Genomic DNA, 23,536 nt, shown 5'->3' on the forward strand with positions numbered 1-23,536 from the left:
GGGCGGCGGTGGCCTGCAGGTTGGCGAACAGGGCACCCGTGGCCGCCAGGGCCACACCTGGTGACGGCCCTCGTCAACGGGCTGGCCCTCGACCTGCTCAACGCTCCACCGACGGGGCCCGACGGCGTGATCGGCCGGCTGCGATCAGGGCCGGGCCTGGTACTGCGCGGTCTGTAGGACCTGCGATGCCCGCGAGGACGTCGGCGACTGCGTGAGATGCACAAGACCCAGAGGGAATGTGCAGCTACGAGACCCACAACTGCGGTAGGGCCGAGCTCAGGACGTCAGTGCCGGCTGGCATGATTGAGGGCGCCTTCCTTCGGCTCCTTCCCCTGGAACACGTGCAGTGTCCTGGCCGGGGAGGAGAGGAGCTGGGAAGGAGGTGAGGGCCGTGTCCAAGCCGAAAGGCCGGAACGCGAAAGTCCGCCGGGGCAAGGTAACGGCCCGGAAGGTGAGCGGAGTCTTGACCGCTATCGCTCGCCTGATCCGGGCCGTTGGTGTCCTGGTGGATGCCCTGAGCAAGTGGTTCAGCTGAGGCTGACTGCTTGCTAGGGGAGTCGCCCGGCTAGCACCCGGGTGGCTCCCTGCCATTATGACTGGCGCCGCTCCGCCCTGTCCACAGCGCGATGAGACTCATCAGGAACACCCGCAAAGAGGCTTGGTGCCTCACACAGAACTGCCCGCGACGCCCGTGGACCGTGCTGGGTTCAGGTGAGGGGCCAGGCATCGACCTCGAGCTGTCCGTGGCTGTTGCTGCCGCTGCCACCGACATCGAGGACGTACTTTCGCGGCGAGGACTGCGTTTGCCTCCACAATGCGCGCGCTGGGGCGCAGTCGTCGGTGGGAGAACGCAGTCCTCGGGTGGGAAGGACGTCCCCGATCCGACGTCGCAGGCGCGGGGACACGTACGGCGCCCCCGGAATCGCGAAGGATCCGGGGGCGCCGCAGGTGGGAGTCAGGCTCGAGCGGTCTCAGACGCCCAGCCCCACCTGGGAGGCCAGGAACACCAGGGTGCCCAGTACCAGCAGTAGCCCGATGGAGTAGGGGGCTGCTTTCTTGAGGATTTCGGCGTCTGTTCCGGGGGCGTCCACCGCGGTTGAGGCGATGGCCAGGTTCTGTGGGGAGACGATCTTGCCCAGGCCGCCTCCGATGGTGTTGGCGGCCAGCAGGATCTTCGGGTCGAGGCCGGCCCCTTGGGCGGCGGTGGCCTGCAGGTTGGCGAACAGGGCGCCCGCGCTCGTCGCCGAGCCGGCCACGGCGGTCCCCACCCAGCCCAGGGCCGGGGAGAGGAAGGCGTAGGCGGCGCCCGTGGCGGCCAGGGCCGCACCGATCGCGGAGGTCTGGCCGGAGAAGTTCATGACGTAGGCCAGGGCCATGACGGCCGCGATCGTCAGGATCGCCATGCGCAGCGTGTAGCAGGTCTTGGCCAGTGTGGCGAAGCCCTTGCTCACGCTCATCTCGAACTTGCCCGGCACCGAGCGCGCCGCGTAGATGAAGGTGACGATGATGGCGGTCAGGAAGATCCAGGTGCCCGGGTTGGACAGGGTCTGAAGGTTGTAGATGGCGCTCTTGGAGGCCTCGCCCTTGGCGTTGAGGAGCTGGCCGTAGACGCCGGGCCACTTCAGGGGCAGGTCGGTGGCCTTGAAGGCCTTGTCGAGGTTGATGCCCAGGGTCCACAGCTTGGTCGTGGCGATGATGACCACCACCAGGATGTAGGGCAGCAGGGCCAGGATGACGCGCTCGCGGTCGGGGGCGTCGTCGGCGGCCACCTGGGAGCGGTACTCCTCAGGGGTTGTCGGGGTCCACACCAGCAGGAAGACGTAGGAGGCGGCCAGGCCCAGCAGGGAGGCCAGCACGGCGGTGAGCTCGTAGGAGATCGAGGGGGTGAAGAAGTGACCCACCCCGGTGGCCAGCCCCGCCACGATCGCCAGCGGCCACAGCTGCTTGACGCCGCGCGCGCCGTCGAGGATGAACAGCAGCAGGAGCGGGATGAAGGCGCAGAACACCCAGGTCAGGTGCCCCATGGCGGTGGCGACCGTCACCGGGTCCTGACCGCCGAGCTTGCCGGCCGTCGTGGTGGGAATGGCCATGGCGCCGAAGCCCACGTTGATGGCGTTACCGACCATGACGACGACGGCCGCCTTGAGCTTGGGCAGGCCCAGGGTCGCCACCATGGCGGCGGCGATGGCCACCGGGGCGCCGAAGCCGGCCAGCCCCTCGAGCAGGCCGCAGAAGGAGAAGGCCACGATGAGGGCCTGGGCGCGCATATCGCCCTTGCCGATCACGTTGAACACGGCCTTGAGATCCTTGGAACGACCCGAGACGTCAGTGAGGTTGTAGAGCCACACGGCCGCGATAATGATGTAGATGATCGGGACGAATCCCAGCGCCATGCCCTGGGTGGCGCTCATGACCGTCATGCCTACCGGCATGTGGAACAGGACGACCGCGGTGACGGCGGCGATCACCAGGGAGATGAGGGCGCACCAGTGAGTGGCCACCTTGAACACGCCCATGAGGACGAAGAACACCACCAGCGGCAGCAGGCCCACGGCGGCGGTGAGGTAGACGTTGCCTCCCACGGCGGTGGTCGACGGCGTGAAGGTGGCGGGCAGTCCCGCCAAGGCTGGGGCGAGCGGTGCCGGATGCATCGGCAGGGCTGACAGGACGGCTGGCGTCATGGCTACTCCACTGTGAGTACTAATGGGGTCGTCCAGGTCGTCAGCAGGGCCGGGCTGGCAGCCGCGCTGCTGCGTCCTGGGTACTAAGGCCCAACGATCATGCCATGGAGACGGTGACTTGTGCACCATATGCGGGGGCCGTGCGCCGTCTTCGCGCATTCTTCCGGGTGAAAGTGGGGGCGCGGGTGCTGCGGCCGGTGTCGGTGGTCGGCCGACTCAGCGCCTGCGGGTGCGGCGGGGCACCAGTCGGGCCGAGTTGAGGATGAAGGCCGATTCGGAGACGACGTGCACGAGGGCCGCGGCCACCGGCCCCAGCAGCCCCAGCCCGGCGGCGATCATGCCGACGACGTCGACCACCACCGTGCCCACGAAGTTCACCATGATGATGCGCCGGGCCCTGCGGGCCACCCGCACGGTCTCGACCAGGTCGGCCGGGGCTGAGCCCACGAGGACCACGTCCCCGGCCTCGCGGGCCACGTCCGTGCCGGTGCCCATGGCGATGCCGACGTCAGCGGCGCCCAGGGCGGGGGCGTCGTTGACGCCGTCGCCCACCATGGCCACCCGCTTGCCCGCCCGGCGCAGCGAGTCGATGACCTCCTCCTTGTCGGTGGGCAGCAGGTCGGCGCGCACCTGCTCCTCGCTCAGACCGAGCAGACCGGCCACGTGGCGCGCAGAGGCGGCCGAGTCGCCGGTGAGCATGAGGATCTCCAGGCCCATGTCACCCAGGTCGCGCACGGCGGTGGCCGCGCCTTGGCGCAGCCTGTCGGCCAGGGCGATGGTACCCAGGAGCTGTTCATCGGCCCGCACCTCCACCACTGAGGTGGCCGACGGCGCCTCCGGGTCGGACTCGGTGCTCAGGGCGGCCTCGTCCTCGCAGCCGTCAGTGTCCCGCCCCGGTTGGTGCCCCTGCCCCCGGCAGCGCCCCACGGTGATCCGGCGCCCTTCGACGTGGGTGCTCACGCCGGCTCCGGGGGAGTAGGCGACGTCGCCGGGCACCGGCACCGTCAGGTCGCGCACGGCGGCCTCGGCGTAGATGGCCCGGCCGATGGGGTGCTCGGAGTTCCACTCCGCCGCGGCCGCCAGGGCCAGCACCTCGTCCTCCCCGGCGGCGGCCTCGGTGGGGCGGACGCTCACGACCCGGGGCTCCCCGACGGTGAGGGTCCCGGTCTTGTCCACCACCACCGTGTCCACCGCGGAGAGCTGCTCCAGGTGAGTGCCGTCCTTGACGAAGGCCCCGCAGCGGGCGGCGCGGGCGATGGCCGCCAGGACCGCCAGGGGAGTGCCCGCGGCCACCCCGCAGGCCCCGGCCACGATGATGACCGAGATCGTGGCCCGCACGTCCCGGGTGGCCAGGAAGGTGACCAGGGCCGCCGCCAGCGCCAGGTAGACGATACGGGCCGCCAGCCGGTCGGCCAGGCGCTGGACCGGCGCGCGCGACGACTGGGCGTGACGCACCGCGGCCACGATCCGCCCGTAGGAGGACTCCTCGCCGACCCGCTCCACCTCGAGCTCCAGGGCGCCGCGGGTGATGGAGCCGGCCGGGACCCGGTCACCTGGCCCGACCTGCACGGGCAGCGCCTCCCCGGTGATCCGGGACTGGTCGACGTCGGCCCGGCCGCTGCGCACGACGCCGTCGACCGGTACCCGGCCCCCGGGACTCAGGGCGATGACCTGCCCCGGGCGCACCTCGTCCAGGGAGACCTCAGTGACCCCGGAGGACTGCGAGGACTCGGCGGAATCAGCGGCCTCAGCGGCCTCGGGGGCTCCCACCACCCGCGCGGTCTGCGGCAGGAAGGACATGAGATCGGTCAGGGCATCGCGCCCCCGATCCATGGACAGCTCCTCCAGGACCTCGGCGCACAGCGCGAAGACCGTCACGGCCAGGGCGGTCACCCACTCGCCAATGGCGGCGGCCGCCACGATGGCCAGCAGCATTGAGAGCTCCATGCTCATGCGCCGCTCGCGCAGATCGCCCGCCGCCTCGATCAGGAGCGGCCAGCAGCCCACCGCCAGCACCACCGCCCCGACGGCGCCCACCACCCAGCCGGGCGTGCCCGCCGCTTCCGCGATCCAGGCACCCAGCGCCGCCAGGCCCACCGCCGCGATGCGCACGACGTCGGCCCACTCGATCCGCTCGAGAATCCGTGCGCCCGCGGGGGCGCCGGCTGAGCCGGTGGCGGCGCCGGCACCGGAGAGCTCGTCGGAGGCATCGACGGGCAGTGCCGGCGTCGAGGCGGAGGGGGGCTGCGTGGTCGGGTAAGGGTGGGAGCTGGACGGATGAGCCGTCATAGGGGACTCCTCGCAACGGGAACGGGACGGGCCCCGCAGCTCAGGCGGGTCCACCCAGGAATCTACCGATCATTCAAGGGGCTCGGCAGTGTATGTCAGGACTAGGTGGGGACCCGGGAACCCTCGCCGTGTCACGATTGGCGACTTTTCATTCGGTTCTCATCCCGGTTCTGAGGGTCACTCCCAGACGGAAGTGCGCTGACCTGCGTAGATGTGTGAGAGGTCTTGGCGAGGCGGGCGGGCGTGCGGGGTAAAAGTCGCCGTCCGTGACAGATCTGCGGGGGAAGGCCGAACACCAGCCGCCCGGGACGTGGTAAGGCGCGAAACGGCGCCGCCGGCGGACCCGTGGGGACACGGGATCCGCCGGCGGCGGGGTGCTGCGGGACCGCTGCTACTCGACGACGTCCTCGTCGACCCAGTCCAGGGTGCGCTGGACGGCCTTGTTCCAGTTGCGGAAGAGCCGCTCGCGCTCGGCCTCCTCCATGGTCGGCTCCCAGCGCTTGTCCTCGGCCCAGTTGTCGATGACGTCCTGGGTGCCCGACCAGAAGCCCACCGCGATACCGGAGGCGTAGGCGGCCCCCAGCGCCGTGGTCTCGGCGACCTTCGGGCGCACCACGGGCACACCCACCTGGTCGGCCTGGAACTGCATGAGCAGCTCGTCGCGGGTCATGCCGCCGTCGACCTTGAGCTCGGTCAGGGCCTGCCCGGAGTCGGCGTTCATGGCCTCGAGGACCTCGCGGGTCTGGTAGGCGGTCGACTCCTCCACGGCCCGGGCGATGTGCGCCTTGTTGACGTAACGGGTCAGACCCACCAGGGCGCCGCGGGCGTCAGGGCGCCAGTGCGGGGCGAACAGCCCGGAGAAGGCCGGCACGAAGTAGGCCCCGCCGTTGTCCTCGACGCTGGAGGCCAGGGCCTCGATGTCCTTGGAGTCGGCGATGATGCCCAGGTTGTCGCGCAGCCACTGCACCAGCGAGCCGGCCACGGCGATCGAGCCCTCCAGGGCGTAGACGGCCGGCTCGTCCCCGATCTGGTAGCACACGGTGGTCAGCAGCCCGTTCTCACTGCGCACCGGGGTGGTGCCCGTGTTCATGAGCATGAAGCAGCCGGTGCCGTAGGTGTTCTTGGCCTGGCCCTTCTCGAAGCAGGCCTGCCCGAAGGTGGCCGCCTGCTGGTCGCCGAGGATGCCGCTGATGGGGGTGTCCACCAGCAGACCGTTCTTGCGGCCGTATCCGAAGACGCCCGAGGAGGGACGGATCTCGGGGAGCATGGAGACGGGGATGCCCATGTCCGCGCAGATCTCGGGGTTCCAGTCCAGGGTGTCGATGTTCATGAGCATCGTGCGCGAGGCGTTGGTGACGTCCGTGGCGTGCACCCCGCCGTTGACCCCGCCGGTGAGGTTCCACAGCGTCCAGGTGTCCATGGTGCCCATGAGGAGGTCGCCGGCCTCGGCACGCTCGCGGGCGCCCGCGACGTTCTCCAGGATCCAGGCGACCTTGGGGCCGGCGAAGTAGGTGGCCAGTCCCAGGCCGACGCGGTCCTTGTACTTGTCCGGGCCATCCTCGCCGGCCAGGCGGTCGCAGATCTTCTGGGTGCGGGTGTCCTGCCAGACGATGACGTTGTAGACGGGCTCGCCGGTGTTCTTGTCCCACACGACGGCGCTCTCACGCTGGTTGGTGATACCCACCGAGGCGATCTCGTGGCGGTTGATCTGTGCCTTGGCGAGCACCTCGCCGACGACGGAGCGGATGTTGTCCCAGATCTCGTTCGCGTCGTGCTCGACCCAGCCGGCACGCGGGAAGATCTGCTCGTGCTCCTTCTGGTCGACGGCGACGATCTCGCCGTCGTGGTTGAACAGGATGGCGCGTGAGGAGGTCGTGCCCTGGTCGATGGCCAGGACGTACTTCTTCTCGTCGCTGTCAGCTGTGCTGTTGGGGCTCAAGGAAATGTCCTTTCACTGCGTTGTGAGGGGCTGTGACTGTGTATGAGGGGAGGAGCCGGGCTCAGAACAGTCCGGCGATGTGGGGGACGATGAGCCCGGCGGCGACGGCGCCGATGATCGGGCCGACGACCGGGACCCAGGAGTAGGCCCAGTCCGAGTCGCCCTTGCCGGGGATCGGCAGGAGGGCGTGTGCGATGCGCGGGCCCAGGTCACGGGCCGGGTTGATGGCGTAGCCGGTGGGGCCGCCCAGGCTCAGACCGATGACGACGATGACCAGGGCCACGGCCAGCGGGCCCAGGCCCGAGGGGGTCTTGCCCGAGGCGATGATCCAGGCCAGCAGCACGAAGGTGCCCACGGCCTCGGTCACGACGTTCCATCCGTAGGAGCGCACCGCCGGGCCGGTGGCGAACACGCCGAGCTTGGCGGCGGCGTCGGCCTTCTGGTCGAACTGCTTCTTGTAGGACAGCCACACGGCGGTGGCGCCCAGGATGGCGCCCACCATCTGGGCGGCGAAGTAAACCAGGATGGTGGTCGCCGAGGCGGGGATTCCCTCGGCCAGGTCCCGTCCGGCGACCGCCAGACCGATGGTGACGGCCGGGTTGAGGTGCGCGCCGGTCTTGTAGGCGGCGTAGACGCCCACGAAGACCGCCAGACCCCAGGCCATGGTGATGACGATCCAGCCGCCGTCCTTGGCCTTGGAGCCGGGCAGCGCGACACCGGCGACGACGCCGCAGCCCAGAAGGATGAGAAGGAATGTCCCCAGGGCCTCCGAGGCGAAGATCTGGGTCAGGCTCGCAGACATGTGCGGCTCTCTTTCTGCACGACGGTGTGCGGGTTCAATCGGGACTGCGAGGTCCGGTTCGTCGGCGGTGGTTGGGTGGTCGCGGTGCCCGCCTCCGCCGGAATCTGCGGGCACCGCGGGGAGCCTGTGGACCGAGCGGCACCGGGTGCGGTCCGCTCGGCCCACAGGAGACTAGATCGGCTCAGTGATGTGCGCCACCGCGGCGGCGTCGGTCAGCTCGGCCTCGGCCGCGGCGATCTGGGCCACGCGCTGAGCGTAGGCCTCCTTCTGGGCGGCGACGTCCTTGTCCGACCAGTTCAGCAGCGGTGCTATGATCGCCAGGATCTCGTCGGCGGCGGCCAGGCCCCGGTCGCGGTGCGAGAGGTCCAGGCGCACGCGGCGCAGCAGGACGTCGTCGAGGCTCTCGGCGCCCTCGTGGGTGACGGCCCAGACGACCTCGGCGCGCAGGTAGGTGGGGGCCTCCGCCAGCGGCTCGCCCAGGCGCTCCTCGGGGTCGGCGTCGTCGATGGCCTGAAGCAGGGCCGGGGTCTCGTCGCCGTAGCGGTCCAGCAGGTGGGTGACCCTCTCCAGGGTCCAGCCGCGCTCACCGGCGATCCGTCCGGCCCGCTTTGCCAGGGCGTGGTAGCCGGCCGCACCCACCAGGGGCAGCTCCTGCGTGGCGCAGGGGTGGGCGTGGGACAGGGCCTCGCCCAGGGCGTGGTCGACGGCGTCGGAGGCCATGACCCGGTAGGTGGTCAGCTTGCCGCCGGCGATGGCGGTCAGCCCCGGGGCGATGCGGGTGACCGTGTGCTCGCGGGAGACCTTCGTGGAGGCGGCCTGAGCGCCCGGCTTGAGCTTGGGCTGGAGCAGGGGGCGCAGGCCCGCGTAGACGCCGATGATGTCATCGCGGGTGATGGGCCGCGACAGCACGGAGTTGGCGTGCTCGAGGATGTAGTCGACGTCGGTGGCGGTGGCCACGGGCTTGGAGACGTCCAGGTCCCAGGGGGTGTCGGTGGTGCCGATGACCCAGTACTCGGGCCAGGGGATGATGAACAGGACGGACTTCTCGGTGCGCAGGAAGACGCCGGTCTCGGCGTCGATGGCCTCCTTGGGGACCACGATGTGGATGCCCTTGGAGGCCAGGACCTTCAGGCCGCCCGCGTCGGTGGCCAGGTCCTGGACGTCCTCGGTCCACACGCCGGCGGCGTTGATGGTGCGCTTGGCCCGGATCTCGTGGGCGGTGCCGGTGGCCAGGTCGGTGACGCGGGCGCCGTGGACGTGGCCGCGCTCGTCGGTGAGGAAGCCGGTGACCTTCGTGCGGTTGGCGGCCAGCGCCCCCAGGCCGACGGCGGTACGCACCAGGTCGATGACCAGGCGGGCGTCGTCGACCCGGGCGTCGAAGAAGCGGATGGAGCCGGCCAGGCCGCTGGTGTCCAGGGAGGGGGCCAGGGCGGAGGTGCCCTTGCGGCCCAGGTGACGCTGGATCGGCACGGTCTTGCGGCCGCGGGCGCCGGCCAGGGCCAGGGCGTCGTACATGCCCACGCCGACGGCGGAGTAGGAGCGCTCGTAGTGGTGCTTGAGCGGCCACAGGAAGGGCTGGGCCTTGACCAGGTGCGGTGCGGTGGTGCTCAGCAGGCGGCCGCGCTCGGTGAGGGCCTCGTGCACGAGGGCGAAGTTGAGCTGGTAGAGGTAGCGCAGGCCGCCGTGGACGAGCTTGGAGGACCACGAGGAGGTGCCCGAGGCCCAGTCGCCCATCTCCACGATGCCGGTGCGCAGGCCGCGGGCCGCCGCGTCCAGGGCGATGCCGGCGCCGGTGACGCCTCCGCCGACGACGAGGACGTCCAGGCCCTCGGCCGAGGTCATCTCCTCCAGAGCGCGCTCGCGCTGGGCGGCGTTGAGCGCGGTGTCCTGGATGGGTGCGGGGTAGGAGGGGGCGGCGGGGCCGGCCGGGCCGGAGCTGCGGGAGGGGGTCTTCTTGGAGGAGGGCTTGCGGGTGGAGGTCATGGCTCCTGGGCTCCTACGTGTCGTGAGGTCGAAACTGGTGAGGCTGTGCGGGGCCGGTCGGCGTTGACCGGGGTGCCGGGTCGGATGCAGGTCGGGGCCCGGCTTCCGGCGCCGGGGCTCGACGTGTTCCGTCGCGCTCGCACGGCCCGTCTGTGGTGTCGGACACCACTGTCCGCCGCGTGTGGGAGAATGCGCAAGGTGCGTGCACTAATGTGCAGACGGCTTTTGAGGTATCCACAAGAATGTCCGCTGATCTGTGCGTACAGTCCTCCTCGCCGGGACGTCTGATGTCGTGTCCGGGAGGCTCGGTGCCCTCCCGCCGCACGGGACGGCTGTGTGGAACGGCACCGTCGTCGATAAGAGGAGAAGGAGGATGACGTGACTGGCAGAACCGCTTCTGACGCCGTCGGGGGCGCGGCGAGTACCGCCGACCCCGGTGGCCTCCTGCGCGCCTACGAGGCGGCCTCCATGTACTACGTCCAGGGCGAGACGATGGAGGTGATCGCCCACCACCTGGGGGTGTCCCGCTCCACCGTCTCCCGGCTCCTGGCGCGTGCCCGCCAGGAGGGCGTCGTGCGGGTCAGCCTGGTCCAGCCCGGTGGCGCCGGCTCTCTGGAGGGGCGGATGGCGCAGGTCTTCGGGGTCCGCACGCATATCGTCCCGGTGCGCGAGGGCACCACGGAGATCCACCGTCTCCAGCAGGTCGCCTCCGTCGCCGCCGCGCACATGGTCGACCTTATCGGGGCCCTGGCCGAGCAGGGCGGGGCCGAAGGCGCCGGTGCGCCTGAGTCGGGTGGCCTCGAGGGCGAGAACCGCGGCGCGGCCGGCGGGGCGGGCCGGGACGTCGGCGCAGGAGGCGTCGTCGTCGGCGTCGCCTGGGGCACCACCATGTCGGAGGTCAGCGCCGCCCTGCCCTCGCGGCCCGTGCCGGGGCTGACCGTTGTCCAGCTCAACGGCGCCTCGGATCCCATGCGTGAGGGGCCCAGCGCCGGTGAGGTGCTCTCCCAGATGCGCATGTCGCTGGGGGCGCGCACGATCTCTTTCCCGGTGCCGGCCTTCTTCGACCATGTGGCCGCCCGCGAGGCCATGTGGTCGGAGCGCTCGGTCAAGCGGGTCCTGTCGGTGGCGCGGCGTGCGAGCCTGGCCGTCTTCGGCGTCGGCGCCCTCGATGCCCTCAACGGGGCCCTGCCCTCCCAGGTCTATGAGGGTGGCCACCTCACGGCGCGGGACCAGGCCGTCCTGCGCCGCCAGAACGTGGTGGGGGACGTGTGCACCGTCCTGTTGCGTGCCGACGGCTCCTGGCGCGACGTCACCCTCAACGCCCGGGCCACCGGCCCGACTCCCGCCCAGCTCGCCCGGATTCCGCGCCGCCTGTGCGTGGCTGCGGGAACCGGCAAGGCCCGCGCCCTGCTGGCCGCGCTGCGCGCCCGGACCGCTACCGATCTCATCGTCGACGACGCCACCGCCCGCGCCGTCCTGGAGCTCGCCGAGGTCCGGGGCCAGACGGGAGGCGGTTCTCGATGAGCCGCGAACGTGGCAGGATGTGGGCCCGGATCGCGCTGCGGTCTGCTCGCGGCTCCGGCGTCGCCGGTGGAGCGCCGGCTCACGGGGCCCAAGACCAGAACTGAGCCCTAACTGAATGCGGACAACGATGAACAGCACTGCTGTCATGACACATGAACACCTGCTCGCCGGCCGGACGACACGTCGGGCCGAGATCTACGGGGTCGACGACTCCCGCCGCGTCCTGCGCCCGGCGCGCCCGGCGGACGTGCGCCCCATCGCTGAGCTGGTGCGTCCCTACGCCGAGCGGCGCGTCCTGGTCTCCAAGGACCTCATCTCCTACTTCGAGGACATCCAGGAGTTCATCGTCGCCGAGGAGATCCCCGGCGACGCCGAGCCCGGTGGGGCAGACGGCGGAGAGGCGCCGGCCGAGCCCAGGATCGTGGGCTGTGGGGCGTTGCACGTCATGTGGGATGACCTCGCCGAGGTGCGTACCCTGGCCGTCCATCCCGACGCCGTGGGGACCGGACTGGGGTCGGCCATCCTGCGTGAGCTCATCGCGCAGGCCCGGGAGATGGGGCTCAAGCGGGTGTTCTGCCTGACCTTCGAGGAGCCCTTCTTCGGGGCCCACGGCTTCGTGCCCATCGAGGGTACCCCGGTGGGTATGGACGTCTTCGCCGAGATGCTGCGCTCCCACGACGACGGCCTGGCTGAGTTCCTCGACCTGGCCCGGGTCAAGCCCAACACCCTGGGCAACGCCCGCATGCTCCTGCACCTGTGAGCTGACCGCCCTGGGTGGGCCGGGTGCGCTTCGCTGCGGCGGGCCGCGGTCCCGTGTGATCTCATGGTTGGGTGCGATCCTGTTGGACAAGGCCGACAACTGTGCGACAGCCATGCGATAACCGTGGAGGAGCATCCATGATCCGCAACGTTCATGAACGCGTCATCAACGCTTCGCTCGAGCCCCTGGGCGCCCTGCTCAACGGGCTCGGGCAGGAGGGTGATCGACTCTGGCCCTCGCGGTACTGGCCGCCGATGGTCCTGGACCGGCCACTGGCGCTGGGAGCCGACGGCGGCCACGGAGCCATCCGCTACTACGTCAGCGAGTACGAGCCCGGCCGGCGAGTGCGGTTCACCTTCCGTCCGCGAACAGGGATCATCGGTGCCCACGAGCTGAGCCTTGACGCCCTGGACGAGAAACGCACCCGCATTCGCCACGTCCTCATCGGCCGTACCCGTGGCGCCATGCGGCTCATGTTCTCGGCCGTGGTTGAGCCCCTGCACGACGCCGTCGTCGAGGACCTCTTTGACAACGCCGAACGTGAGACCACCGGCACGGTCATCCGTCCCGCGACATGGTCCCCGCGGGTGAGGGCGCTGCGCCGTCTCACCGGTGGCAGATAGCCGCCGAGGGCGGCCAAGGAGCGATGGGGAGTTCTGCCGGGGCTGCATCGGGGAGGCGTTGCGGTAGCCTGACGAGGTCTTGTCGTATTCCCGTACATCCAAGAACCTGTGAGGAAAGTGCTCATGAGCCAGCCACCGGTCAACGGCCCCTACAGTCAGCCCGGTCAGTACGGCCAGTACGGTCAGTACGGCGATCCCGCCCAGCAGAACCAGCACGGTCAAGCCGGTGTCCCCGGACCTCAGGCTCAGTACGGCCAGACGAATCAGACCGCTGCCGGTCAGTACGGTCACCCCGGTCCTCAGGCCCAGTACGCTCAGCAGACTGGACAGCCCGCAGGGACTCAGCCGGCTTCCTACGGCGTCGCGGGCGCGCAGCAGTCCTCCTCGGCCCCGCAGTACGAGTACCAGCCCTCCCGGCTCGGCCCCATCCCCGTGGATCAGGACAGGCTGGTTCTCAAGTCCACGGCGACGACCGCCAGCCGTATCCAGTTCCTCGTGGGCGGCGGTTTTGGGCTGGTGTGCCTGGCCGGTGCGGTCTGGAATCTCATTCATCTCGGGGACAAGGGCACGATCGGGGTCTTCTTCATCCTGCTGCTCCTCGGGTTGTTCCTGCTGCTCGGCATCCTGTTCCTCATGTCGGTGCGTACGGTGTTCGACGCCACCGGCATCCACATCGGGGCCGGCGGCAGGGGCCGCGACGTCCCCTGGCCCCGGTCGCGCACGGGGCTGTTCGTCAAGGTCTCCGGCGCACCGGCGGCCCTGAGTGCCGCCGCAGGCAGGGTTCAGATTCGTCACGCCGAGGGTCATGTCGTCGACCCCGACGGCAGGGCCGTCACCCTGGCCGGTCTGACCTGGTCCGGTGTCAGTGGCCAGGCGCTGGAGGCAAAGGGCACTGCCGAGCTGGACCGCATCTGGGAGTGGGCCGTCGCGCGCGGATACACCCAGGAGACGGGCGAGTACGTTGAGCTCAACGGCGTCCTGGGTATCCAGCAGGGGGCCCGGGAGCGTCAGGAGCGCCGTCAGGGCCTGAACCGTCCCTGACTCGGGGCGGGTACGGACGTCGAGGACGCGCAGCCTCCTCCAGCACTCTCGGTCCATGGGGAGGGCCGGCCCCTTGGAGGCGGTGCGGTCGCGGTCGGTGTGGAATACGCTCACGGCACCCCACCGCCCGCGATCTGGCGCGGACCGCCTTGATGAAGAGGTTCCCATGACGCAACCACCGACAGGCTCTTCCTACGGCCGGCCCGCTCCCTGTCGCCAGCCCGGGAGCCGACCCGCCCCCTACGGTGGGGGCGCTCCTCAGGGGGCACCCGGTCAGTACGACTCGGCCGGGTACGGCCGGGGTGGCGGTGGTCGATCGAACGACGGCCGATCGAGCACAGCAGCCATCGGCCTCTCCGGTCCCCGTTCCCGTTGCTGCGCTCCGGGGAGTCCCCGAGGCTCAGACGTCCATGCCTCCGGTGCGTCGTCCCGGGCGAGCACCCGCTGTGCCGGTGACCGACAGGTTGGTCCGCCGTACCGCCGCAACCGGGTCCGGCTGGATCGTGCTCGTCCTGTGTGGCGCCGTCGGGCTGCTGCTCCTGGCGTCCGGGCTCAAGACGATCGTTGGCAGCGGGAACGATTCCACGCTCGGCTTCACCATGCTCATCACCGGGTACGCCCGTGCGTTCGTAGGTTAAGCCTCGGGTTCGTAGGGTAAGGGTACGAATCGGAGGCCTACGGTACGAACGCGCGGGAGTGCGACGATTCTCGCCGGCTGGTGACGAAGGTATCCGGCCCCACCCAAGGTCTTGCCGCTACGGTGTCCCCCGTGCCCGCCCGCCCCGCCCTTGACGACACGCTCACCGCTGCGACCTCGGCCAAGCCGGCGCCGCCTGCCGATCCGGCCGAGCCCTCGGCGCAGGACGTCATGGCCTGGTATGACGCCCACGCCCGCGACCTGCCGTGGCGCCGTCCTGATACGACCCCGTGGGAGGTCCTCGTCTCGGAGGTCATGAGCCAGCAGACCCCGGTGACCCGTGTCGTCCCCGCCTGGCAGGAGTGGATACGGCGCTGGCCCGGCCCCACCGAGCTCGCCCAGGCCCCCACCGCTGAGGTGCTGCGGGTCTGGGGGCGCCTGGGCTACCCGCGCCGGGCCCTGCGGCTCATCGAGTGCGCCCGCAGCGTCGTCGAGCAGCACGGCGGCGTCCTACCCGATGACCTGGACGCCCTTCTGGCCCTGCCCGGGGTGGGGGAGTACACGGCCGGCGCGGTCCTGGCCTTCGCCCACGGCCGGCGCGCCCTCGTGCTGGACACGAATGTCAGGCGGGTCCTGGCCCGCGTTGTCGCAGGTCAAGCCCTTCCCGCCCCCAGCCTCAACCGGGCCGAGCGTGAGCGGGCACTGAGCCTGCTGCCCGACGACGACACCACCGCCGCTCACTGGTCGGTGGCCGTCATGGAGCTCGGCGCCCTGGTGTGCACCGCCCGCGAGCCGGACTGCGGGGCCTGCCCGTGGCGGGCGAGCTGTGCCTGGCTGGCTGCCGGCCGTCCCGCGGACATCCACGCGGGCCGACGTCGCACTCAGACCTGGCACGGCACCGACCGCCAGGCCCGCGGGCTGGTCATGGCCCGCCTGCGCAAGGCCCCCGACGGGCGGTGCGTCGAGGCCGGTGAGCTCATGGCCTGCGCCGCCAGGGCGGGGGCGCGAGCCTCCGGCGGAGCCCCCGATCCCCAGCAGCCGGTGCGCGCCCTGGCCACCCTCCTGGCCGACGGGCTCATCGCCACCGACGACGACGGCGCCACCTACCGCCTCCCCTAACCGCCCACCGATCCGCGTACCGCCCCGCCGGACGGCCGGGGAAGCACAGGGCGGTGGGGGACCGGCCCTCGGAACCCGTGCGGCGCCGGGCAGCCGGCGTCGGCCCCGCGCGGACAACGACGAAGGTCTCACGGGCCTGCGCATCGCCGGGGCGGGGCGCTCACGGGCCCGGGGCCGTGGCGCCGGTAGAGTCGTGACCATGGCCAAAGGACGCGGACGCAACCATGGGGAAAGCGCAGGACGACGAGGCTCGGCCCGTCGCGGCGCAGGCTCCTCATCGGGGCGTTCCTCCTCGGGCTCCCAGTCCCGGCCCCACCGGCAGGGTGGTTCCGGCGGCGGGCCGCGGTCGGGTGCCGGACAGTCGGCCTCAGCCCGCTCCGGCGGGGCGCCCAGATCCTCCCAGGCCAAGGGACGCAGCGGCCGCGCTTCAGGCGCCAAGTCCACCGGACACCCCCTGCACTCGGGGCAGACGGGCAGGCCCACCGGCGAACACTCGGGCACGCCGGCCCAGGCCGGCAAGAACCGCAGGTCCCCCCAGGGCGGCCAGGGGACCTCGACGTCCCGCTCACGGCAGGCCGCTCCGGGAACCGCCCGCTCCGCCCGGACGAGCTCGACTCAGGCCGCCCGCTCCGATCGTCGCCGAAAAAACGGCTGGGGTGCGGGCCTCCAGTGGGCCCGCGTCGGCGGCGGGCGACTGACCGGCGCCCCCGACTCGATCCCACAGAGGCCGGACCAGCCCCGCAGCGGGCGCCTGCGCAAGCCGGTCCCGCCACAGCCCCGCTACGGTCTGCGCCGTGCCCTGGTGCTGGGCGGAGTCCTGCTGATCCTCCTGCTGCTCATCGTGACCATCGTTGTCGGCTACCTCTGGGCCCGCAACACCATCCGCACCCAGGATGAGGAGCGCGCCGCCGCTCAGGTGCACACCGTCTACCCCACGCCGGGTAAGTGCGACCCCTCGGCCCTGTCGAGCACGGTGCAGGGGCCCGAGTCCGTCGGTGTCGGTGCCGGGGCGACCTTCTCCATCTCCCTGGTCAACAGCGGCCAGGTGCCCTGCCTGATCGACGTCGGCAGCCAGACCCTGGGGGTGAGGGTCTCCTCGGGCTCTCAGCAGGTGTGGGACTCCCTGACGTGTCCCGTGGGCCAGACCGAGCGGGCCCTCCTCCTGCCGGCGGGCAAGGGCGCCGAGGTCACCGTGACCTGGAACGGCAACGCGGCCACCTCCGACTGCGCGGCGGCCACCGCTGCACCGGCCTCCCCGGCTGCTTCGGCCGGCGCATCGGCCTCCCCGACGTCGAGCCCGAGTGCCACTGCCTCCTCCTCTGCGAGCCCTTCAGCGGGCCAGGCGCAGACCGCCCCGGGCAGCGCCGCGGGGGCAGGGACCTACCGTTTCCGCTTCGTCATGGGGGGCAAGGACCTCACTGAGGACCGGGTCTTCGTCGTCAGCTGAGGGCCTTCTGCGGCCGGGTGGATCCGGGCGGGGCGTCAAGGCCTCGCCACCGGGCAGCTCAGGAGTAGCGCTCGACGACGGAGATCTCCGCCAGCCGTGACAGCCCGTCGCGCAGGGTCCGGGCCCGCTGCGCGCCCACGCCATCGACGGCCTCGAGCTCCTCGATGGTGGCTCCAAGGACCCCCTGCAGGGACCCCCACTGCTCGACGACGGCGCGCGCCGTCACCACCGGCAGACGCGGGATCTTGGAGAGGATCCGCAGGCCGCGCGGGGAGACCTGAGCGTCCAGGTCCTGGCCGTCGATGCCGCCCAGGCCCATGGAGCGCGCCACCATCGCCAGGTCCAGGAGGGCGGGGGAGCCCACCCACTTCAGGCGCGCATCGACGGTGGCCGTGTCCAGTCCCTCGGGCAGGTAGTCCTCCAGGAGGAAGCCGTGCTCGGCGAGCAGGCCCCGGGTGAGCTCCTCGACCTGGAGGGCCAGGAGGCGCCCGTCGGTGCCCAGCTCCAGGACGTAGGAGTCGATGTCGGCGGAGATGCGGCGAACCATCTCCATGAGCTGAAGCACCGAGGTGACGTCACGGACGGTGACGAGGTCCTCGATCTCTAGGGAGTCCAGGCCGGCGGAGGTCTGGTCGAGGCGGGCCTTGTATCGCTCCAGGGCGGACAGGGCCTGGTTGGCGCTGGCCAGGATCGACTCGCTGGGCTCCAGGACATGGCGCTTGCCGTCGACGTACAGGGAGATGATCCGCATGGACTGGCTCACGGAGATGACCGGGTACCCGGTCTGGCGGGCCACGCGCTCGGCGGTGCGGTGACGCATACCCGTCTCCGAGGTCTGGATCGAGGCGTTGGGCAGCAGCTGGACGTTGGCACGCCGGATCCGGGCGGTGTCCATGTCAACGACGACGCCGCCGTCCATCTTGGCCAGCTCACGCAGGCGGGCCGCGGAGAGCTCGACGTCGAGGTGGAAGCCGCCCGAGGAGATGGCCTCCACCACCGGGTCGAAGCCCAGCACGATGATCGCCCCGGTACGTCCGCGCAGGATCCGCTCCAGGCCGTCACGAAGGACGGTGCCGGGAGCGACGAGCGCAAGCGTCTCGTGCAGCTGGCCAGCGGCCTCGATCATCATCTCTCCTGATCTCGCGGTGTCCTGGGGGGAGGGATCGCACAGTGAGCCTGCCGGGGCGCGGACCGTGCTGAGGGCCTTCGGGTCTCACAGCATCCAGGTGAGCGCACACCCCGGTGCTCATGCCCCCATGGTATCGGCAGGCGGGCCGACCTTCGGAGAGGGCCTTCCCACACTGGACCAGTCGGTCTGTTGACGCCGCCCGGCGAGTCCATGGCGGACACGTCGGCTGCTCGGCACCCTGTCCGCCCCTCACCCCGGGGTTCGTCTGCATTGCCTGCGTTGGCCGTGCTGCCCATGTTGGCGTGCTGTCCTGTCAGCCGCGCGGGAGCGCCGCCCCCATGGCCTCACCCACGTGCGCCACCGGCAGCACCTGCATCCCGGCGACCTCGCGCAGCTCGGCCGAGCCCGCCAGCGGCACGATCGCCCGGTCGAAGCCGAGACGCGAGGCCTCCGCCAGGCGCCGCTGGATGCCGACGGTGGCCCGCACCTCACCGGTGAGCCCCACCTCGCCGAAGGCCACCAAGCCGGCGGGCGTGGGCAGGTTGCGCGCGGCCGAGACCACGGAGATGGCTACGGCCAGGTCCGTGGCCGGCTCGACGGCGCGCGCCCCGCCCACGGTGGAGACGTAGACGTCCGCGCTGGAGGTATCCACCCGCAGCCGGGCACTGAGGACGGCCAGCGCCATGGCCGTGCGCGAGTGGTCCACCCCGGAGGTGGTGCGCCGCGGGGAGCCGGCGTTGGTGGGGGCCACGAGCGCCTGGATCTCCACCGGCATGGGGCGGCGCCCCTCCAGGGTCACGGTGGCGCAGGTGCCCGGAACCTCGGAGCGGGCGGCGGACAGGAACAGGCCCGAGGGGTCCGCCAGCCCCACGATGCCCCGCTCACCCAGGTCGAAGCAGCCGACCTCATCGGTGGGGCCGTAGCGGTTCTTGACGGCCCGCAGCAGCCGCAGGCGGGCGTGGCGGTCCCCCTCGAACTGGGTGACGACGTCAACCAGGTGCTCCAGGACCCGGGGCCCGGCGATCCCGCCGTCCTTGGTGACGTGACCCACGAGCAGCACCGGGATGTTGCGCTCCTTGGCCACCGCGATGAGTGCGCCGGCCACGGCCCGCACCTGGGTGACGCCCCCGACACTGCCCTCGACCTGCGCCGAGGCGATGGTCTGGACCGAGTCCACCACCAGCAGGGAGGGACCGGCCGCCTCCACGTGCCCCAGCAGGGCCCCCAGCTCGGTCTCCGCGGCCAGGAGCAGCCCGGGATCCAGGGCGTCGATGCGCTCGGCCCGCAGCCGCACCTGCGAGGCCGACTCCTCCCCGGTGACGTAGAGGACCGGCCCGTCCCCGCGCTCGCGCGCCACGGCGGCTGCCTTCGCGGCGACGTCGAGCAGCAGCGTGGACTTGCCGACCCCGGGCTCGCCGGCCAGCAGCACGACGGCGCCCGGCACGATCCCGCCGCCCAGAACCCGGTCCAGCTCGCCCACCCCGGTGGGGCGGGCCCGGGCCTCCGTGGCGCTGACCTCCCCGATGGGGCGGGCGGCCACCGTCGGCCGCACGGCGCCGGCGCTCAGGGCGCCACCGGTACCCCCGCCCGGGGAGCCGGAGACCTGAGTCTCCTCCAGGGTTCCCCACTCGCGGCACTCGCGGCACTGGCCCATCCACTTGGGGCTGGACCAGCCGCACTCGGTGCAGCAGTAGGAGACCTTGGGGGCCTTGGGATTCTTCGATGCGGGCATGACCGGAGAGTATCGGGGTCCACCGACATCTATTCCCCACACGTCGAGCCGGGCATTTTTCGCGTAGCCCTACAGAAATACCGTAGGGCTACGCGAAAAATGCCCGGCTCGGTGGCGGTGAGGCCGCTGGGCGTCAGCCGCGGGTGCGGGCCAGCGCCTGGCGAGCCCGCTCGGCGACGTTGTCCCCAGTGAAGCCGTACTCCTTGAACAGGGCGGTGCCGGGGGCGGAGGAACCGTAGTGGTCGATGGAGACGATCTCACCGGCGTCGCCAACGATCTCGCGCCAGCCCAGGGCGATGCCCGCCTCGATGGCGACCCTGGCGGTGCCGGCCGGCAGCACCTGGTCCTGGTAGGCGGCGTCCTGCTGGGCGAACCACTCCAGGCAGGGGGCGGAGACCACCCTGGTGGGGGTGCCCTCCTCCTGAAGGATGTCCCGGGCGGCCACGGCCACCCCGACCTCGGAGCCGGTGGCGATCAGGACGACCTCGGGGGCCGTCTGGCGCCCATCGGCGTCGGTGGCCTCGGCCAGGACGTAGGCGCCGCGGCGCACGCCCTCGGCGGCGGCCTCGGCGGAGGCGCTCACGGTGAGGTTCTGACGCGACAGGGCGATGCCGGCCGGCTCATCGTGACGGCGCAGGATCTCCTCCCAGGCCGCGGCGGTCTCGTTGGCGTCCCCGGGGCGCACCACAGCCAGGCCGGGGATCGCGCGCAGCGCCGCCAGGTGCTCGATCGGCTGGTGGGTGGGGCCGTCCTCACCGACCCCGATGGAGTCGTGGGACCACACGAAGACCGGACCGATCCCCATGAGCGCCGCCAGGCGCACGGCCGGGCGCATGTAGTCGGAGAACACCATGAAGGTGCCCCCGTAGGGGCGGGTGAGCCCGTCCAGGGCGATCCCGTTGAGGATCGAGCCCATGGCGTGCTCGCGCACACCGAAGTGGAGGGTGCGCCCGAAGGGCCCATCGCCCTCGGACTGCGCCAGAGCGGCGGGCAGGAAGGAGGGCTCGCCGGCCATGGTCGTGTTGTTCGAGCCGGCCAGGTCCGCCGACCCGCCCCACAGCTCGGGCACCACGCCGGCCAGGGCGGAGAGCACCTTGCCCGACGCCGCACGGGTGGCCAGGGACTCACCCACCTCCCAGGTCGGCAGGGCCTCCTCAAGGCCCTCGGGCAGGCGGTGGGCCTCAAGACGCTCCAGCAGCGCGGCGCCGGCGGGGTTGGCCCGCTGCCAGGTCGCGAAGCGCTCCTCCCAGCCCGCTCGGGCGGCCCGGGCGTTGTCGGCGGCCCGCGTGCGGGCGTGGGAGACGACGTCCTGGGGAAGGATGAAGCTCTGCTCGGGGTCCAGGCCCAGGGCCCGCTTGAGCCCGGCGATCTCCTCGGCCCCGAGCTTGGAGCCGTGGGAGGAGGCCTGGCCCTGCTTGGTCGGGCAGGGCCAGGCGATGACCGTGTGCAGGCGGATCAGCGACGGGCGCGCGCTCTCGGCGCGGGCCGCCACGATGGCCTCGTGCAGCGCCTGGAGGTCCTCCGCGTAGCCGTCGGGGCCGGTGCGCCAGTCGACGTCGAGCACCTGCCAGCCGTAGGCCTCGAAGCGGGCCGAGACGTCCTCGGTGAAGGCGATGTCCGTGTTGCCCTCGATGGAGATGTCGTTGTCGTCGTAGATGGCGATGAGGTTGCCCAGCTGCTGGGTGCCGGCCAGGGAGGCGGCCTCCGAGGTCACGCCCTCCTGCATGCAGCCGTCGCCCAGGACCGTGTAGACGAAGTGGTCGAAGACCGACTCACCCAGCGCGGTGCCGGCGTCGAGCAGCCCGTGCTCGCGGCGCGCCGCCATCGCCAGGCCCACCGCGTTGGCGAAACCCGCCCCCAGCGGGCCCGTGGTGGTCTCCACCCCGGCAACCTCACCGAACTCGGGGTGACCCGGCAGGCCGGCCGGGGTGCGGAAGGCCGTGAAGCCCTCCAGGTCGATGTCGTAGCCGGCCAGGAACAGCTGGATGTACTGCATCAGCGAGGCGTGCCCGATGGACAGGACGAACCGGTCGCGTCCCAGCCAGCCCGGATCCGCCGGGTCGTGGACCATCTCACGCTGGTAGAGCAGCCACGCCACTCCCGCCAGGGAGATCGGCGTACCGGGGTGCCCCGACCCCGCCTTCTCCACGGCGTCGGCGGCCAGGGCCTTGGACACCGCGATGGTCTGACGGTCGAGGTCGGTGAGCAGCGGCTCAGCGCTCATAACGGAGGACTCCTTGTGCATGAGGGTGCGTCTTGCCCGTGGCCACGGGCGCCGTGACGGTGGTGCATCGCGGTGCATCCATGGGCGGGCGTCAAGGGTGATCCTTCCCGCTTCCGTGGGGGCGGGCAAGTACAGGCGTGAGCGCGTGTGTCTCTCACACTCGGGGCCTGTCCCCGACGCGGCCGTCCTTGCCCGTAGATTGGGTCGCATATGGGCACAGCAAGAGGACGCGTGGCGCCGTCGGTGGAGCACGGCAGCGCTTTGGAGCAGATCGACTCCCGGCCCCTGACGGGCCATCAGCGAAGCATCATCGCTCTGGCGATTGTCGCCAACGTCTCTGAGTTCTTCGACATGTTCCTCATCGGCTTCGCCGTCGTCCAGCTCCAGAGGGAGTGGAGCCTGGGCGGATTCGAGACCGGTGTCATCCTGGCTTGCTCCGGGCTCGGGACGGTGCTCGGCTCGGTCCTGTGGGGCCGGGCCGCCGACCGAATGGGCCGACGACGCACCTTCTTCTGGTGCGTCCTGCTGTTCACCGTCTTCACCCTGGCCTCGGTGTTCACCCCCACCGGCTGGTGGATGATGCTGGCCCTCCTGCGGGTGCTGGTCGGTGTGGGCGTCGGGGGCCTCAACATCGTCTCCATCCCCTACGTCCAGGAGTTCGTGCCCACCAGGCAGCGGGGCCTGCTGGCCGGGCTGGGCTCGGTGTTCATCCCGCTGGGGCTCTTCCTGGGCTCCCTGGCGCAGCGGGTCCTGCATGACAGCTGGCGCGGTCTCATCGCGCTGGGGGTCGTCCCGATCCTCCTGCTGGCCTGGATCCGGATCGTCCCGGAGTCGCCCCGCTTCCTGCTATCCCAGGCCCGCGAGCGCGAGGCCCGCGAGTCCATCGCCTGGGCCCTGGAGATGAGTCCCGACGCCGTCGGAGCCCTGCCGCCGGTGCGGACCGGGCCGCGCGTCGCCTACCGAGAGCTGCTGCGCGAGCACCTGCGGGCCCTGCTCATCGTCTCGGCCGGCTCCTTCTGCTTCATCCTGGGCTCCTTCACCGTGCAGTCCTGGGGGCAGACGCTCCTGGAGGTCGGCTTCACCGACATCGGCGCCGACGCCGTGGGGACGCTCTTCATGGGGGTCTCCCTGGTGGATCTGCTCGGGCGCCTGGCCTCGGCCTGGCTCGCCGACCGGATCGGGCGGCGCTGGACGTTGTTCTCCTTCGGGATCCTCGGGGCGCTCGGGGCGGTCATCGTGGCCTTCTCCGCCCACTGGGAGACCTTGTGGGTCGTCTTCTTCACCGGCATCTGCATCACGATGGGCTTCGGCGACGGCGCCTTCGGGATCCTCAACGCCTTCGGCGGCGAGCAGTTCCCCAACGACGCCCGGGGTACGGGGCTGGGCCTGGGCTACGGCATCGGTGCGAGCGCCAAGATCCTCGGGCCCCTGCTCATGGGGGCGATGATCGGCTCCGGCAGCCTCCAGGAGCTGGCGCACCCGCTGGCGGCCGTCTTCCCGGCCTTCCTCTTCTTTGCGGCCATGCTGGTCCTGGGGGGCCTGGTCTACCTGCTGGCCCGTGAGACCAAGGGGGAGACCCTCGAGGACATCTGAGCGCCCCGGCGCT

16 protein-coding genes are annotated in these 23,536 nt (G+C 71.3%); 8 read left to right on the plus strand and 8 right to left on the minus strand.

Annotation, left to right across the window (positions count from 1 at the left end):
* Nucleotides 1-971: 971 nt before the first annotated feature.
* From HMPREF2883_RS12380 to HMPREF2883_RS12400, 5 genes are all read right to left on the minus strand, one after another.
* Nucleotides 972-2,681, minus strand: coding sequence for an L-lactate permease (locus HMPREF2883_RS12380; protein WP_070662919.1), 1,710 nt, complete (start codon nt 2,679-2,681; stop codon nt 972-974).
* Between the two features lie 216 nt (nt 2,682-2,897).
* Nucleotides 2,898-4,970: a heavy metal translocating P-type ATPase gene (locus HMPREF2883_RS12385; RefSeq protein ID WP_083313586.1), complete on the minus strand. Its 2,073-nt coding sequence runs from the start codon at nt 4,968-4,970 to the stop codon at nt 2,898-2,900.
* 391 nt (nt 4,971-5,361) lie between these two features.
* On the minus strand, nt 5,362-6,909 hold the full coding sequence (gene glpK / locus HMPREF2883_RS12390; protein WP_070662920.1) for a glycerol kinase GlpK: 1,548 nt from the start codon (nt 6,907-6,909) through the stop codon (nt 5,362-5,364).
* A gap of 61 nt (nt 6,910-6,970) precedes the next feature.
* The gene (locus HMPREF2883_RS12395; RefSeq protein WP_070662921.1) at nt 6,971-7,711 is read right to left on the minus strand and encodes an MIP/aquaporin family protein; all 741 of its coding nucleotides are present in this window, start codon (nt 7,709-7,711) and stop codon (nt 6,971-6,973) included.
* 171 nt (nt 7,712-7,882) lie between these two features.
* Complete coding sequence (locus HMPREF2883_RS12400; RefSeq protein ID WP_083313587.1) at nt 7,883-9,694, minus strand: glycerol-3-phosphate dehydrogenase/oxidase; 1,812 nt, start codon at nt 9,692-9,694, stop codon at nt 7,883-7,885.
* Between the two features lie 378 nt (nt 9,695-10,072).
* Here HMPREF2883_RS12400 and HMPREF2883_RS12405 point away from each other — a divergent pair, with 378 nt between their 5' ends.
* From HMPREF2883_RS12405 to HMPREF2883_RS15660, 7 genes are all read left to right on the plus strand, one after another.
* On the plus strand, nt 10,073-11,218 hold the full coding sequence (locus tag HMPREF2883_RS12405) for a sugar-binding transcriptional regulator (protein WP_070662922.1): 1,146 nt from the start codon (nt 10,073-10,075) through the stop codon (nt 11,216-11,218).
* Nucleotides 11,219-11,345: 127 nt separating this feature from the next.
* Nucleotides 11,346-11,978, plus strand: coding sequence for an amino-acid N-acetyltransferase (locus HMPREF2883_RS12410; protein WP_070662923.1), 633 nt, complete (start codon nt 11,346-11,348; stop codon nt 11,976-11,978).
* A gap of 137 nt (nt 11,979-12,115) precedes the next feature.
* Nucleotides 12,116-12,601, plus strand: a complete 486-nt coding sequence (locus HMPREF2883_RS12415) for a hypothetical protein (RefSeq protein ID WP_070662924.1) — start codon at nt 12,116-12,118, stop codon at nt 12,599-12,601.
* A gap of 123 nt (nt 12,602-12,724) precedes the next feature.
* Entirely contained in the window at nt 12,725-13,642 is a 918-nt protein-coding gene (locus HMPREF2883_RS14900) for a hypothetical protein (RefSeq protein WP_141759122.1), read from the plus strand.
* 452 nt (nt 13,643-14,094) lie between these two features.
* Complete coding sequence (locus HMPREF2883_RS12425; RefSeq protein ID WP_070662925.1) at nt 14,095-14,280, plus strand: hypothetical protein; 186 nt, start codon at nt 14,095-14,097, stop codon at nt 14,278-14,280.
* A gap of 131 nt (nt 14,281-14,411) precedes the next feature.
* Entirely contained in the window at nt 14,412-15,398 is a 987-nt protein-coding gene (locus HMPREF2883_RS12430) for an HhH-GPD family protein (RefSeq protein ID WP_070662949.1), read from the plus strand.
* 199 nt (nt 15,399-15,597) lie between these two features.
* Nucleotides 15,598-16,845 (plus strand): hypothetical protein, encoded by a 1,248-nt coding sequence (locus HMPREF2883_RS15660; protein ID WP_256277479.1) that lies wholly within the window; start codon nt 15,598-15,600, stop codon nt 16,843-16,845.
* A gap of 58 nt (nt 16,846-16,903) precedes the next feature.
* Here the strand turns inward: HMPREF2883_RS15660 and disA are convergent, their stop codons facing one another.
* The 3 genes from disA to tkt all read right to left on the minus strand — a co-directional run bounded on the left by disA (nt 16,904) and on the right by tkt (nt 21,930).
* A complete protein-coding gene (gene disA / locus HMPREF2883_RS12440) occupies nt 16,904-17,974 on the minus strand; it encodes a DNA integrity scanning diadenylate cyclase DisA (RefSeq protein ID WP_141759123.1) in 1,071 nt (356 codons plus the stop codon).
* A gap of 313 nt (nt 17,975-18,287) precedes the next feature.
* Nucleotides 18,288-19,706 carry a DNA repair protein RadA gene (gene radA / locus HMPREF2883_RS12445; protein WP_070662928.1) on the minus strand — a complete coding sequence of 473 codons (1,419 nt, stop codon included), beginning with the start codon at nt 19,704-19,706 and terminating at the stop codon, nt 18,288-18,290.
* Nucleotides 19,707-19,839: 133 nt separating this feature from the next.
* The gene (tkt, locus tag HMPREF2883_RS12450) at nt 19,840-21,930 is read right to left on the minus strand and encodes a transketolase (RefSeq protein ID WP_070662929.1); all 2,091 of its coding nucleotides are present in this window, start codon (nt 21,928-21,930) and stop codon (nt 19,840-19,842) included.
* Nucleotides 21,931-22,140: 210 nt separating this feature from the next.
* On the opposite strand from tkt, the gene HMPREF2883_RS12455 reads away from it, so the two are divergent.
* Nucleotides 22,141-23,523: an MFS transporter gene (locus HMPREF2883_RS12455; protein ID WP_070662930.1), complete on the plus strand. Its 1,383-nt coding sequence runs from the start codon at nt 22,141-22,143 to the stop codon at nt 23,521-23,523.
* Nucleotides 23,524-23,536: the final 13 nt, after the last annotated feature.

The sequence above is a fragment of the Actinomyces sp. HMSC075C01 genome, assembly GCF_001812965.1.
Lineage (GTDB): Bacteria > Actinomycetota > Actinomycetes > Actinomycetales > Actinomycetaceae > Actinomyces > Actinomyces acetigenes.